Below are 14281 nucleotides of genomic sequence, written 5' to 3'. Positions count from 1 at the left end.
GCGCGTGTTGCGAACCGGGAATGCCAACGGGCAACGGGTGGCACGACTGACTGACGTCCATGTGGAAGCACTGATCCTGGAGCTCTGTGACCTCGCCGCCTCACGCGGAGAGCAGCCCACAGGCCAGATCGCGCGTCTCTACGCCTACGACCAGAAACACAATGCCAACCTGGTGGACACGCTTCGGGCGTGGCTGGATGCCTTCGGCGATGTCGCCTCCGCTTCCGCCGCGGTCTATATCCACCCGAATACTTTCCGGTATCGCCTTCGTCGCCTTGCCTTTGTGGGCGGGCTTGACCTCAATGATCCGAAGACACGTTTTGCGGCCATGCTCCAGCTCTGCATCCTGGCTACCCGGTCCGCATGACCTCGCCAGACGGAAGCTTTTGGCCGTGCATTCAGCCCTCAGCCCTTTACTAGTGGATAGGAAGCCACCCATGAAAATCTCTCGCGCCACCATTACCCTGATCGACCTTCCGTTGTTGGAACCCTTCGTGGTCTCCTACGCGTCTTACCCGTCCATGCCCAGCGTCATCCTTACCTTGGAGACCGACGATGGCCTGGTCGGGTATGGCGAAAGCGTGCCTGACGGGCACATCACCGGCGAGACGCCGACAGGCGCCGTCGAAGCCCTCAAAACGGAACTGCTGCCCGCTGTTCTGGGTATGGACCCGCGGGATATTACCGCCATTCACCAGCGCCTCAATGCGGCCCTCAAGGGCTGTGGCGCAGCCAAAGCAGCAGTCGACATCGCCTGTTGGGACCTTGCCGGCAAAGCCGCGGGGCGTCCTGTCTACTCGTTGCTGGGTGGGCGTCGTCCCGAACAGCCAACCATCGCACGGGTCATGAGCATCTTGGCTCCTGAAGTTCTCGCAGAGCAGGCAGTACAAGCCAGACAGGAGGGCTACCGCCACCTCAAGATGAAGCTCGGTGGTGGCGATGGGCAGGACATCGAGCGGGTGCGGGCCGTGCGGGCTGCCATCGGGAACGATCTGGGCATCCGTGTGGATGCCAACCAAGGCTGGGTGGACCCAGCCACGGCACGCACCATGATCAGGGCCTTGGAACCCTTTGATGTGGACTGGGTGGAGCAGCCGATCCTCGCCGATGACATCGATGGCTTCCGATTGGTGCGGCAGAACACCGGGATGAGGCTGATGGCAGACGAAGCTGTGGTGGATACCCAGGATCTTGCCCGCTTCGTCCAGGACCGTTCCGTGGACATGGTCAATCTCAAGCTCATGAAGAGCGGTGGAATCACCCCGTGCCATCGCTTGGCAACGCAAGCGGAACTTGGGGGACTGAAGGTTCAGATCGGTTCGATGCTGGAGACCAGCATCGCGTCCTCCGCGGGCTTCCATCTGGCGCTGAGCCACCCTAATATCGTTTCCACCGAGTTGTCGGGCCCGATGCGTTTCGCCAAAGAGCCGGGCGATTTGAAGTACGTGATTCCGGACGTCCACATCACGGAAAAACCAGGTCTGGGCGTCGACGTGGACGTGGATGTGCTGGCAGAACTCACGGTGAGCGAGTGTGAGGTTTCAAGGTGAATGGAGAGGACGGGCAACTTCCCGGCGGGTCAACTGTCCGGCGGGAAGCGATCTTGAGGGCTGCTGTCTCCCAGGGGCTGCTGCATCCGGAAGAGGCACTCGTTGCTGCCTTCATCGACATGGACGGAGTCGCGGAGAACGTGGCCGCACTGCACCGTGAATTCTCCGCCATCCCACAGGTTCTGCACGCCTTTGCGGCGAAAGCCAATTGCCTGGTTCCTGTGCTGGCTGCGCTGAAGGACCTGGACATGGGTTGTGAGGTGGCCAGCGAAGGCGAACTTGCCCAAGCCCTCGCTGCCGGGTTTGCTCCTGCACGGATCGTTTTCGATTCGCCCGCCAAAACGGTACGGGAACTTCGTCAGGCCCTGTCCCTCGGCGTGGCGATCAATGCCGACAACTTCCAGGAATTGGATCGGATAGCCGGACTTCTGGAGCACTCTCCCTCCACGTCGACCATTGGCTTGCGCCTTAATCCGCAAGTGGGCGTTGGCGGCATTGAAGCCATGAGCACAGCGGGCGCCACGTCCAAGTTCGGAATTGCCTTGAATGATGAGGGCAACCGTTCCCGCCTGCTCGACGCCTACCGGCGGTACCCGTGGCTCACCAGCATCCATGCCCATGTCGGGTCCCAAGGATGCCCGTTGTTGCTGATGACGGAGGGCATTGCACGGGTGGTTGAGTTCGCTGACGAAGTCAACACCGTTTTGGGCCGGGACCGGATCACCACCATCGACATCGGCGGCGGACTGCCGGTGGACTTTGAAACCGATCATCCGATTTCCGCGTTCGGCTCCTACGCCCAAGCGCTGAGGCTCGAAGTGCCGGCGTTGTTCAGCGGCCGGTACGGCGTGATGACGGAGTTTGGCCGGACCATTATGGCCAAGTTTGGGTTCATCGCCGCGCATGTGGAATACACCAAGGAGGCTGGCGGCCGACGGATCGCCATCACCCATGCCGGGGCGCAGGTGGCCATGCGCACCGTCTTCCTGCCCGAGGTATGGCCGCTCCGCGTCGTTGCACATGATGGTTCCGGGCGGATCAAGGGCGGTGACCTGGTCCCGCAGGATGTTGCCGGGCCTTGTTGTTTCGCGGGTGATCTCCTGGCGAAGAACAGGCTCCTGCCCGTTCTTGAGCCAGGGGACATGGTGGTGTTGCTGGACACGGGCGCCTACTACTTCTCCACACCGTTCAGCTACAACTCCCTGCTTGAGCCGGGCGTCTATGGGGCGACGGTTGAAGCTGACGGAACGGTCCGCTTCACCACACTTCGCCTGCCCCAGAGCATCCCGGAATTGCTGGAGCGCTCGGGGGCTGGCCAGCTTCCGGTCCCTGCCGTCCTTCCATGAATCCACGACGGCGGGTGGCTGGGTTCCGGGGGTTACGCGCGTAGATACGCGAGGACTGCCAGGACCCGGCGGTGCCCCCGGTCCATGGTGGACAGCTGAAGCTTCTGGAAGATATTGCCGATGTGCTTGCTGACAGCTGTCTCGGTGACCACCAGCCGCGCCCCTATTGAAAGGTTGTCCAGGCCTTCGGCCATCAGGCCCAGGACTTCACGTTCCCTTGGAGTGAGGGTACTGATGGGGTCGCTGGCTCCGCGGCGGCTCATGAGCTGGGAGATCACTTCGGGGTCCATGACCGTAGCGCCGCCGGCCACCCGCCGGAGGGTGTCCGTAAACTCGGCTACTTTGCCCACCCGCTCCTTCAGCAGGTAACCAAGGCCGGCAGCGCCCTCGGACAAGAGGTCGCCGGCGTATCGGTCCTCCACATAAGCGGACAGGACCAGAACCGGGAAGCCAGGCCGCCGCCGTCGAGCTTCACGGGCAGCCTGCAGGCCTTCATTGGTGAACGTGGGCGGCATCCGTACGTCCAGGACTGCAGCATCGGCGTCGTCAAGCACAGCGAGGAAGTCGTCGGCATTGTCCACGGCCGCGATGACGTCGAATCCCTCGCTCTTCAGAAGAAGTGAGAGTCCTTCTCGGAGAAGGGCGTCATCCTCGGCTATTACCACCCGCACGGCAGCTCCACTCTGACAGTTGTAGGTCCACCGGCCGGGCTTTCGAGCTCCACGACACCCTCGAAAGCGGCTGTCCTGCGGCGAATTCCGGAAAGGCCGCCGCCGGGACGTTCAAAAGCTCCGCCGCGGCCGTTGTCTTCGACAGAGATGAGTAGTTTATCCGTGGATCCCAGGCGACCCTCGCCGCGGCTCACCGCGACGGTCACCTCCGTGGCAGCGCTGTACTTGTTCGCATTTGTCAGAGCCTCGGCAACGATGAAATAGCTGGCCGATTCCAGGGCTGCGGGGACCCGGTGCAGTTCGGTCAGCATCAGCATGCAGGGGATGGCCGACCTTCCCGTGAGCGCGGAGAGCGCCCCTTCAAGTCCTAGTTCGTCCAGGATTGGTGGGTGGATGTCGTGCACGGCCGTGCGTAGTCCGGCCAAGGCTTCGGTGGCTGCCTGCTGGGCTCGGCGAACGTGGGGGAGGGCATCTTCGGGGTTCTTTTCAAGGGTCCGTTCGGCCAACCCGAGCATCATGACTACGCCCACCAAGCGGTTCTGCGCTCCGTCGTGAAGGTCGCGCTCGATTCTCCTGAGCTCCGCGGCATGGGCGTCCAAGGCCGCGGCGCGGCTGGCTGTCAGCGCCGTCACTCTCTCAACCAGGGATGACTTGGACGGCAGCACCAGGATCCGCGACTGAACCCACGTGAGACCCATGGCCGTTGCTGGAATCAACCACCAGGAGATGGCAGCGTATCCCAGGCCAACGAGCAGCATCCAGGACGCGCCCTCCCAGGACGTCACGGGATAGAGGCTGGTCACGGGCTGGTCCGGGGGAAGGAGGTACCAATAGGTAGGGATGAGGATTGAGTTCAGGGCAGATAAGGGAAGCCCAATGCACAGCAGCGTGATCATCGGCATAAGAAGCCCGTGCGCTACCAGCCATAAGGAGTCGCGCCCCGTGGTTCGGGAAAAGACCAGGCGCATGCGCTCTTCGAAGGAGGGGTTCTCTGGGATGGGGGCGTAGGTCGCGGCCAGTGGCTTTCCCGAAAATCGGGCAGCCCGGTGCCGCGCCTTCGTGGCCCACCATCGCAGCGCGGCCACAGCGCGAGGCGCAACAAGCCAACCTCCGCTGAACAGAAGGAGCGGCGTGAGTACCGCCGCCACCATGAAGAGGCCCATGGAGACGATACTGGCCACCAGCTCACCAAGCAGATAGGCAAAGGCGCGCCACCATCGCCAGAGTCGTGTTTTGATCATTGGTTCAGTCTGCCGTAGCGGTACTGCTCCTGGCGGTGTAGCCAGCTCCACCATTTAGGGGGTGGCCCGCACCATCAAGAAGACGGTGGCCCGCACCATCGTGCTTGTTTTCGGCAATCCGTAGCGTCGAAGGTATGAACAGCGACGCAACAACAACATCCATCCGGCCGGTGAAAACAGCCCAGCGGACGGCACCGCTTTTCGCCAAGCAACCCCCGCCCGGACTGCGGAAGCCCAGCCCACGCGATGCGAGCATTGACGTGGTCCGCAGCATTTGCCTTCTGGTGGTGGTTGCGCTTCACGCCTTGATGGTTGGCGTCAGCGTGGGACCTCATGGCCCGGTTCTTGAAAATGCTCTCGACGGCGAGGCCTGGTTTGCATCCGTCACATGGTTCGCGCAAATCATGCCGCTGTTCTTCATCGCGGGAGGCTTCAGCTCAATCTCGCAGTGGCGGGCAATGTCTGCCCGGGGCGACACTCCCGGCGACTACATCCGGGCCCGGCTGGTACGGCTCCTTGTTCCGTCTGTGGTCCTCGTGGGGTTGGTAGGTGCCGGTCTGGTTCTGATGACATTGGCTGGCGTTCCCGCCGATATTGTCTCGACCGCCGGGTACAGGATCAGTCAGCCCCTGTGGTTCCTGGCCGTCTACCTCGGAAGCTCGGCCCTTGTTCCGTTGCTGGCCCACGCGCACCACATAGCCAGAGTCCGCACTATCGTGGGGCTCCTTCTCGCGATAGCCGCAGTCGACGCCCTGCGGATCGTGACGGGACAGACGGCCTTTGGCTACGCCAACCTCATCTTTGTATGGCTTTTCATCCAGCAGCTCGGCTTCTGGCTGGCGGATGGGTCCATTGGGCGGATGTCGCAGGCCGCCAGAAAATGGACCGCCGTATCCACCCTGGCTGTGTTGATGGCGCTGACTATCTCTGGTTTGTACTCGGGGGACATGTACATCAACCTCAATCCGCCCACCGGGGCCCTGGCGCTGCTGGCCGTAGCACAGCTGATGATCTTCTCCCTTGGGCAGCCGCATATCCGGCGGTGGGCAGAAACTCCTTCCGTCACCTACCTCGTCAGGGTGGTCGGTTCCAGGGCGATGACTATCTATCTGTGGCACATGCCCGTGCTCGTCGCTTTGGCGGGATTGTTGCTCATTTCGCCGTTGCCCCTGCCGGTTCCTGGCGGTGCGGAATGGTGGATGACCAGGCCTTACTGGCTGCTGGCATGCCTCTGTGTGCTGGTCCCCATTGTGCGGGTGTTCGGGCGGTTCGAGCACGTCAGGAACCCGCCCAGTCTCTTCCCGGCCACCAGCCGATGGGCCGCCTTCAGCACCCTCTTAGGAGTAGCGGGAGTCATTGTCCTGCTCATCGATGGAATCACTCCGGGTACTGCCGCAATCAGCGTCTTGCTCTTCAGTTGCGCCCTGATCGGTCACGCAGACCTGCCAGGTCTGACGACTCTCCGTAAGTAACCGCCCACTTTGGGTCCAAGACATCAAAAGAAAAGGAAAGAATATGAACAAGCTTCGCGCTTCGGCGGTAGCTGCAATACTGCTCACCGTGCCCCTGGTGGCAGGGTGCGCGCCAACAACCGCACCGGCAGATTCGGGTGGGGTTCTCTCACGATTCCACGATCAGCAGCTTGAGTGGGCCGCCTGTGAGGACGAAACGCTTGCAAGCTCCGGGACCGAGTGTGCAATGGTGACCGTTCCGCTTGACTATGCCGACCCCGCCGGACGAACCATGTCTGTTGCGATCTCTCGCATTGTCTCCACGGATCCGTCGCAGCGGCGCGGAATTCTGCAATCCAACCCAGGCGGTCCCGGGGGCAGGGGCCTGGGATTGCCTGCAATACTCCGCTCCGGTATGACCGCCGAGGTGGCCAAAGCGTACGACGTCATTGGCATGGATACACGCGGGTTGGGGAAAAGCACTCCGGTGGATTGCGGCGTCCCCCAAATGTCGTGGATGCGATCTGCTGGGACGGACCGCAGCGGCTTCGATGAGAACGTCACCCGTGCCAAGGAAGCTGCTGATCGCTGTTGGGAAAAGTACCCCGATATCCTTCCGCACATTAACACCCAAAATATTGCCCGTGATGTAGACGTCATCCGGGCTGTACTGGGGGAATCGAGGACCTCATTCCTGGGCTGGTCCTACGGCACCTTCCTTGGCGCGACGTACAGCCAGATGTTCCCGGACAAGATCGATCGCCTGGTCCTCGACAGTGCTCCTGATCCGGCGAAGTACGGGATCACCATGTTCAAGGACATGGCCGCCGCGAATGAGAAAGCGATCGATGATTTCTCCGGGTGGGCCGCCACCCGGAATGGTGAGTACGCGCTGGGATCCTCGGCGGGGGAGGTTCGACAAGGCATCGAGAAGCTGATTAGCGATGCGGCGATTAAACCGATCCGTGTGGGTGACTACACGCTTGATGACCATGTCCTGCCTTTCCTGATGTACGCCAATGGGGTCAGCGACCTTGACGCGGACAACCAGACATTCGCGCAGGTACTTGTTCAGTTGCGCGACCTTGCTGCCGGCAAAAGCGTCGATCTCCACCCCATGCTGGTTGGCCTGACCCAGGCGTGGTTTGAGACTGAGCTGGGCACGGGCCCGGACTATTCGGCGACTCTGGCCATACTTTGCGGTGACGCCACCATGCCGGCCGACCCTGAATGGTACTGGGGCGAGATTCAACGGCACCGTGTGGACCAGCCAATCTTTGCGGCCGTGCACAACACCATCACGCCGTGTTCCTTCTGGCGGGATGCTCCCCCCACGCCCATCACCATCGACAACAGCACACCGGCATTGCAGATCCAGGCGGTGGGCGACACCCGGACTACGTATAACCAGGGTCTAGGTATGCACCAGGCCATGCAGGGCTCACGCCTGGTGACTATCCCCGGCCGCATCCACGCCGTGTTCCCGAGCTACGGCAACGAATGCGCCAACGCAGCTGTCAACGACTACCTGCTCGATGGGAGCTTGCCGGAGAGGGACGTGATCTGCAGCGAGTAGGTCCTTGGGCCGGTGCCTGTCCGCTCTGCCGGCTCGGCTAGACTGGCCGACGTGATGACCGGATCGGGCTTTAGCCCTGCACGGATTGGCTACCCGGCCGACCTCTGACGCGCGCGCGTGCTCCTCCTCGTTGATCGATGACCCTGCAATCCATCGAAATGAACCCACCTTCAAGGAGTTATGCATGCCCGCACTTTTCAACCACACCATCATCGGGTCCCTCGACCGCACGGTTTCGGCCGAGTTCTACCGCTCCATCCTCGAAGCCGACGAGGCTCCCGGTTGGGGGCCGTTCACCAACCTCTCACTGGCCGGCGGGGTAATGCTCCAGTTTGCTGAGCCGCCGGTGGAGATCCAGATGCAGCACTACGCATTCCTGGTTGACGACGCGCACTTCGACCGCGCCCATGTGCGATTGGTGAGCGCCGGCGTCGAGCACTGGGCCGATCCCCAGATGACCCGGCCGGGTGAAATCAATTTCAACCATGGCGGCCGAGGGGTGTACTTCAAAGACCCCTCGGGCCACGCGCTGGAGCTGATCACCACGCCGTACTTCTAATCGCGCGCGAGTGTTTCCTTGGGCATTTGGGGTTCGTCGGCCGGGGAAATAATGTTCGACGGATTGATAAATTCACCGTCGCACCAACAGTTGGAGAAAATGATGACCACAACGCGCCAATATGTCGTTGGCCCTGAGGAAGACCTCATCCTGGGGAGGCAATTCCGCAAGAACTCGATCGTTTTCGGCATCATCGGCCTCTTCATTTTCGGCGTGGTCTTTGGTGCCATGGCATTCTTGACGGCTCGGAAGGCCGAGGCATACGGCGTCCAGGCAACTGCCGGAAAGGTTCTGGGGATCGTGGGCTTCGTTCTCGGAGCTATTCTCTCCATTGCCTACTTCGTCATCCGCTGAATCCGCGCGTCCGCAAAGGGCCCGCTCTTGTTCGTCCCACTACCCGTACAACGCCGAGCGGGACGAACAAGGGCGCCCGCGTAGTTGACCTTCTTGGTGTTGCCCAGGTACGTCTCGGGAGTGGTGGCGGAGCTGCGGCCCGAGTGGCTTGGTTCAAAAACTTTTTCAATCCGCACCCATCCATCCCGCGCCACCCTCCGAATAGCTGGTGAGGCACAAACCGCTGGTGAAGCAAAAGCAACACCGGGCAGCCCGTGCCCACACCCAATGGATCCAACGCCCTGGTTCCAAAAACAAGGAGAATGACATGTTGTCCACAAAGCGCCCCGCCCTCGCCTTCGTTGGCCTCACTGCAGCCGCCCTTCTCGGACTCACCGGCTGTGGTGGCTCAAGCACACCTTCCTCGTCCTCGGCTGCCCCGTCCTCCGCGGCACCGTCGTCTGCGGCACCGTCGCCGTCAGCTTCCGCCATGACCAGTGCAGCCATGGATCCGGCCCGCGACCTTGTTGGCCCGGGCTGCGCCGGCTACGCCGCCCAGGTTCCTGACGGCTCAGGCTCGGTAGTGGGCATGGCCCAGGACCCGGTAGCTGTCGCCGCCTCCAACAACCCCCTGTTGAAGACCCTGACCGCCGCTGTTTCGGGCAAGCTCAACCCCAAGGTGGACCTGGTTTCCACCCTGAACGGCAGCGAATTCACGGTCTTCGCACCGGTTGATGACGCCTTCGCCAAGATCGACCCCGCCACGATCGAGACGCTCAAGACGGATGATGCCCTGCTGAGCAAGATCCTCACCTACCACGTAGTCCCCGGCCAGCTGACCCCGGACCAGATCGTCGGCACCCACAAGACGGTTCAGGGCGGCGAAGTGACCGTTGCCGGCTCCAAGGATGCCCTCACGGTTGACGGCGCCAACGTGATCTGCGGTGGCGTCCACACCGCCAACGCAACTGTCTACCTGATCGACTCCGTGCTGATGCCCAAGTAGATCCACCCAGTAGCAACAAGAAGGCAGGCGCCGGGATTCAACCCGGCGCCTGCTTTGTTCTGTGCTGTTCAGCAGTCACTGATCCGGCTTCCGCAAATGGCGCTCCACGAGTTCGGACATCCATGGCCGTTGTCCGTGATAGACAGTGAGGCCTTCCGGTATGCCGTGGACGGTGGATTCGGTCCCTGAAGCGTCAATGGTGATCCGGGCGTTTCCCATGGGGGCGTTGCTGATGTGCAGATCTCCGAAGGAGGCCGGCAGTACGGGATCCAACCAGATTCCTCCGAGGGACACATGCGTGTCGTATCGCATCAGGCTGGTGACCACATGGATGGGAGTGGTGGCTGCCCAGGCTTGCGGCGAACAGGCGGTGGGGTACGGCACGGGTTCGGTGAACTGCTGGCGATCGAAGCCGCAGAAGAGTTCCGGGAGCCGGCCGCCGGAGTATTCCGCAGCTTCCAGCAACGCCGTGCCGATGCGCTGTGCTTCTTCGATGAAACCGTAGCGCAGGAGTCCGGACATGATCAGGGCATTGTCATGGGGCCACACCGAGCCGTTGTGGTAACTGGCGGGATTGTAGGCGCCCATGTTGCTGCCCAACGTGCGTACGCCCCAGCCGCTGAACATCTCCGGAGACATCAAGTGCTCCACCACTGACGGAGCCTTGTCCTCGTCAATCAAGCCAAACCACAGGCAGTGACCCATGTTGGAAGCGCACGCATCAACAGGCCGCTTGTCGCGGTCCAAGGCCACTGCGTAGTAGCCCTTGTCCGGAAGCCAGAAGTCTTCGTTGAATTTTTGCTTCAGGCGATCCGCGCGTTCCCGGAGTTCGGACGCAAGGGCGAGGTCGCCGTCGTCGTAAGCCATCCAGGCCCGCGACACATAGGCGCCGTGCACGTAGGCCTGGACTTCGCACAGCGCCAGCGGCGGTTCCGCGATGGTGCCGTCGGCGAAATTGATACCGTCCCAGGAATCCTTCCATCCCTGGTTGATGAGGCCGTGCTCGTTGGGCCGGCCATATTCCACGAAGCCATCGCCGTCGCGGTCACCATAGTCGCGGATCCAGTCGAGCGCTCGGTCGGCGTGGGGGAGGAGGGCAGAGATGGTGTCCTTGCCGAAACCCCAGCGACTCACCGAACCCAGGACCACTACAAAGAGGGGTGTGGCATCCACGCTCCCGTAGTAGGCCGACTTTCCGCCCAACGCCTGGCCAGTGGTGACATCGAGCCTGACCTCGTGCAGGATCTTTCCCGGCTCTTCCTCGGTGTCCGTGTTGACCACGCTCCCCTGAAGGTCGGCCAAGGTGCGGAGCGTCCCCAAGGCAAGGGACGGATCGACCGGCAGGGCCATCTCCGAAGCCCAGAGGGAATCGCGGCCGAACAACGTCATGAACCAGGGTGCGCCGGCGGCTACCACCACCCTGTCCGGGTGGTCCGGGTCTTGGATTCTGAGAGCGCCCAAGTCCTCATAGCTCCGGCGCAGGGTCCGTTCAATGGAGCGGTTGCCGATCTGCAGCACCGGGATTTTGGCCACCCACTCTTCGCGCCGCCTGTCACTGGGCGACATCCCGCCGCGGCTTGGATGGGCAAAAGGAACGGTAGTGCCGTCAACGGTGGGTGCCACGCTGACCCGCGTGCTCCACTGCCCAAAGGGCGCGATGGTGGTCCTGAAGCCCAGCGCCTTGGCTCCCACTCCTGCGCCTTCGGCCCGGATCATCACGGACTTCCGGATGCCCTCCCATTGCCCGCGAATTTCGAGCGAATCGCCCTCCAGGCGCCGGGTTTCCTTCCACTCCCGGGTGATGCGCGCTTCCTTCACTTCAAAGAGGTCCGCGAAGTCCGCCTCGACCACCAGGACAATGCTGCATTCGGCCGGTTGCCTCGAGTAGTTCCGGACAGTGATCTCTTCGAGGATTCCGGCTCCCACTTCACGCAGCCGTTCAACCAGCAGGGGGCTGTCAGCGTATCCGTCCGAGCGGGGTACCCGTCCTGCGAACAACGCCCGGTAGGGTTCCTTGGTTTCTGCAGCGAGTTGTTCGATGGGCTGGCCGTTGATGGTCAGCTCCCATCGGGACAGAATCCTGGTGTCCTGATGGAACACCCCTTGCGGAAGCCCGGGATGAATGTCCCCGTTGGCGGAGGAAATACAAAACGAGGAGCCTTCAACCAGCGTGATCGTGTCAGAGCCGAGTGGCCCGGCGGCGGTATCGGCATTCCATCCAGCCACGTCCGTGCCTCCAATCACCACGCCCGGCCCGGCGGCGTTGGCGGGCCGCTCGTGGGCGCCGCCGCCCTGTGGACCCGGGGTGTGGATGTATCCGAAACTACGCCGAAGTGGGGGCTGGCACCAGAGCCTGGGACTATAGTGAGGGAACAGGACACTCGCTGATGCAGCCCGGCGGACCGTTTTTTCTTCCGCCCCGGAGGCCCCCGTAATGACCGACACCCAAATCACTGAATTTATCCGCGATTGCGTGGTGTTCGAGGACGATACCGAGAAGGGCCTGGACTTCGACACTGTCTACGGTCTCTATATCAGTTGGTGCGTTCTCGGGCACAAAGTACCCATCCCCGACGCCGCCCTCAAGACCGCGTTGGAACGTGAAGGCTTGAAGCCAAGCAAGGTACAGGGCCGGCGTATCTACGCCGGCATGAGCATGGTGGGACCAGCCGCCAGGGACTACGTAGTCAACAGCCTTCCCGTGTGGACCGGTAAAGAGACCACCATCCCTGTGCTGGGCGACATGGAGCAGGAAGCCCTTCCGTCCATCGCCTGACCCGTCGGCCAGCAACCGTACAGCCCATGCCCCTAGGATTCGATAGGGGCATGGGCTGTCCCCATTTCCCGGGCCCGCCGAAAGGAAACACGTGAAGCCGTCCATCGTATGGTTCCGAGACGACCTGCGGGTCGCCGATAACCCGGCCTTGCGGGCCGCCGTCGACGACGGAGCGGCTGTTGCGCTGTACGTCCTCGACGAAGAATCGCCTGGCTTCCGCCCCCATGGTGGTGCGGCCCGCTGGTGGCTGCACCACTCGTTGACGGCGCTCCGTGAGGACCTGGCGGCACTTGGCGTGCCCTTGCTGCTCCGCCGCGGCCCGGCCGCAACGATAGTGCAGAAGACCACGACGGCGATCGGTGCCGGCGCCCTGTACTGGAACCGCCGCTACGGTACGGCCGAGCGAACGGTCGACGCCGGTATCAAGGCTTGGGCGGGCGAGGACGGCCTGCACGTCTCCAGTTTCCAGGCGTCCCTGCTGCACGAGCCGTGGAACGTCACCACCAAAACCGGTGGCCAGTACAAGGTTTTCACGCCGTTTTGGCGGACCGTTTCTGCACAGGATTTCCGCGAGCCGTTGGCCGCTCCTGAAAAGGGTCAGGGATTCACCGGCGAGTTGCCCGCCTATGACCAGTTGGACTCGTGGCACCTGCTGCCCACCAAACCGGACTGGTCGGAGGGACTGGCGGAAGCTTGGACACCTGGCTCAGCTGCGGGCCATGAACGTCTTGCCGAGTTCGTTCGCAACGGGCTCGGGGAGTACAGCGAAGGCCGCAACCGTCCGGATACCGACGGAAGCAGCAGGCTCTCTCCCTACCTGCGATGGGGTGAGCTCAGCCCCTTCCAGGTGTGGCACGCACAGGCCGCCAAGCGCTCCGGAGGTCCGGAGAGCGCCGCCATTTTTGCTTCGGAGCTCGGCTGGCGCGAATTCTGCTGGCACCAGTATTTCCACAACCCGCAGCTGGCCACCGCCAATCTCCGGTCCGAGTTCGACCGGTTCCCGTGGGCCTGGCCGGGGGCTGCTGGTGCCGGTGTTGACGCAGCAGGCAAGCACCCCGGCCACGAGACCGCACCCGAGGAGCTGCGCGCCTGGCAACAAGGCCGCACCGGTTTCCCCATGGTGGACGCCGGGCAGAGGCAGCTGTGGCGCACCGGATGGATGCACAACCGCGTGCGCATGGTGGCCGCCAGCTTCCTGGTGAAGAACCTTGGCATCCATTGGCAGCTTGGTGAGCAGTGGTTCTGGGACACCCTGGTGGACGCCGATCCAGCATCGAACCCGGCCAACTGGCAGTGGGTGGCAGGCTCCGGTGCCGACGCATCCCCGTTCTTCAGGATCTTCAATCCGGAGGCCCAGCGCACCAAGTTCGACCCTCAGGGGAAGTACATCGCCCGCTGGATTCCTGAGTTCGGCACGCCCGACTACGCGGAGGAGATCGTGGACCTCAAAACCACCCGGGCGGAGGCTCTGGAAGCGTACAAGGGGATGAAGGAAGTGCACTAGCCACTCCACATGCCGGGCCGCGCCCCCGAAAACCTTCCTCTGGAAATTAGTAGGAAGTCCGAGTATATTCGGGTTCAGAGATGACCTGGATCACAGTTGGTCACGTGTTCCCCGCAGCGGTCCCAGCACCCGGCGGCACGGCAGTCATTCACGATGCAAAGGAGCATTCCACCATGGTGCGCGAGCTTTCACACTACGTAGACGGCCAAAGGATCGACGGCACGTCGGGCCGGTTCAGCGATGTCTTTGATCCCTGCACGGGCGAGGT

14 protein-coding genes are annotated in these 14281 nt (G+C 62.5%); 11 read left to right on the top strand and 3 right to left on the bottom strand.

The features are described from left to right. Positions 1 to 37 precede the first annotated feature (37 nt). From ACFRJ9_RS13115 to ACFRJ9_RS13105, 3 genes are all read left to right on the top strand, one after another. Positions 38 to 367, top strand: a complete 330-nt coding sequence (locus ACFRJ9_RS13115) for a helix-turn-helix domain-containing protein (RefSeq protein ID WP_377668884.1) — start codon at positions 38 to 40, stop codon at positions 365 to 367. A 70-nt stretch (positions 368 to 437) separates the two neighbouring features. Next, positions 438 to 1550, top strand: a complete 1113-nt coding sequence (locus ACFRJ9_RS13110) for a mandelate racemase/muconate lactonizing enzyme family protein (RefSeq protein ID WP_377668511.1) — start codon at positions 438 to 440, stop codon at positions 1548 to 1550. After that, the gene (locus tag ACFRJ9_RS13105; RefSeq protein WP_377668509.1) at positions 1547 to 2896 is read left to right on the top strand and encodes a diaminopimelate decarboxylase; all 1350 of its coding nucleotides are present in this window, start codon (positions 1547 to 1549) and stop codon (positions 2894 to 2896) included. Before ACFRJ9_RS13110 ends, ACFRJ9_RS13105 begins: the two co-directional genes overlap by 4 nt. A 32-nt stretch (positions 2897 to 2928) precedes the next feature. Here ACFRJ9_RS13105 and ACFRJ9_RS13100 read toward each other — a convergent pair whose 3' ends face one another. Both ACFRJ9_RS13100 and ACFRJ9_RS13095 read right to left on the bottom strand, forming a co-directional pair. Further along, positions 2929 to 3567, bottom strand: coding sequence for a response regulator (locus ACFRJ9_RS13100; protein WP_377668508.1), 639 nt, complete (start codon positions 3565 to 3567; stop codon positions 2929 to 2931). Continuing rightward, complete coding sequence (locus ACFRJ9_RS13095) at positions 3555 to 4808, bottom strand: sensor histidine kinase (RefSeq protein ID WP_377668505.1); 1254 nt, start codon at positions 4806 to 4808, stop codon at positions 3555 to 3557. Before ACFRJ9_RS13095 ends, ACFRJ9_RS13100 begins: the two co-directional genes overlap by 13 nt. A 134-nt stretch (positions 4809 to 4942) precedes the next feature. Between ACFRJ9_RS13095 and ACFRJ9_RS13090 the strand changes: the two genes are divergently transcribed. From ACFRJ9_RS13090 to ACFRJ9_RS13070, 5 genes are all read left to right on the top strand, one after another. After that, on the top strand, positions 4943 to 6280 hold the full coding sequence (locus tag ACFRJ9_RS13090) for an acyltransferase (RefSeq protein WP_377668503.1): 1338 nt from the start codon (positions 4943 to 4945) through the stop codon (positions 6278 to 6280). Positions 6281 to 6323: 43 nt separating this feature from the next. Next, positions 6324 to 7835 (top strand): alpha/beta fold hydrolase, encoded by a 1512-nt coding sequence (locus ACFRJ9_RS13085; protein ID WP_377668501.1) that lies wholly within the window; start codon positions 6324 to 6326, stop codon positions 7833 to 7835. A gap of 184 nt (positions 7836 to 8019) precedes the next feature. After that, positions 8020 to 8394, top strand: coding sequence for a VOC family protein (locus tag ACFRJ9_RS13080; protein ID WP_377668498.1), 375 nt, complete (start codon positions 8020 to 8022; stop codon positions 8392 to 8394). Between the two features lie 102 nt (positions 8395 to 8496). Continuing rightward, complete coding sequence (locus ACFRJ9_RS13075; protein WP_377668497.1) at positions 8497 to 8748, top strand: hypothetical protein; 252 nt, start codon at positions 8497 to 8499, stop codon at positions 8746 to 8748. A gap of 307 nt (positions 8749 to 9055) precedes the next feature. Beyond that, positions 9056 to 9733 (top strand): fasciclin domain-containing protein, encoded by a 678-nt coding sequence (locus ACFRJ9_RS13070; RefSeq protein WP_377668494.1) that lies wholly within the window; start codon positions 9056 to 9058, stop codon positions 9731 to 9733. A 75-nt stretch (positions 9734 to 9808) separates the two neighbouring features. Here ACFRJ9_RS13070 and ACFRJ9_RS13065 read toward each other — a convergent pair whose 3' ends face one another. Then, complete coding sequence (locus ACFRJ9_RS13065) at positions 9809 to 11959, bottom strand: glycogen debranching N-terminal domain-containing protein (RefSeq protein WP_377668492.1); 2151 nt, start codon at positions 11957 to 11959, stop codon at positions 9809 to 9811. A gap of 208 nt (positions 11960 to 12167) precedes the next feature. Between ACFRJ9_RS13065 and ACFRJ9_RS13060 the strand changes: the two genes are divergently transcribed. The 3 genes from ACFRJ9_RS13060 to ACFRJ9_RS13050 all read left to right on the top strand — a co-directional run. After that, on the top strand, positions 12168 to 12509 hold the full coding sequence (locus tag ACFRJ9_RS13060) for a hypothetical protein (protein WP_377668490.1): 342 nt from the start codon (positions 12168 to 12170) through the stop codon (positions 12507 to 12509). Between the two features lie 91 nt (positions 12510 to 12600). Beyond that, positions 12601 to 14013 carry a cryptochrome/photolyase family protein gene (locus ACFRJ9_RS13055; RefSeq protein WP_377668488.1) on the top strand — a complete coding sequence of 471 codons (1413 nt, stop codon included), beginning with the start codon at positions 12601 to 12603 and terminating at the stop codon, positions 14011 to 14013. An 80-nt stretch (positions 14014 to 14093) separates the two neighbouring features. Then, on the top strand, positions 14094 to 14281 hold a 188-nt coding region (locus ACFRJ9_RS13050), incomplete at its 3' end, for a hypothetical protein (RefSeq protein WP_377668485.1).

The sequence above is a fragment of the Paenarthrobacter sp. NPDC056912 genome (genome assembly GCF_042786555.1).
Classification (GTDB): domain Bacteria; phylum Actinomycetota; class Actinomycetes; order Actinomycetales; family Micrococcaceae; genus Arthrobacter.
Note: the sequence above shows the minus strand (reverse complement) of the source record. Positions and strands in the feature narration are given on the sequence as shown.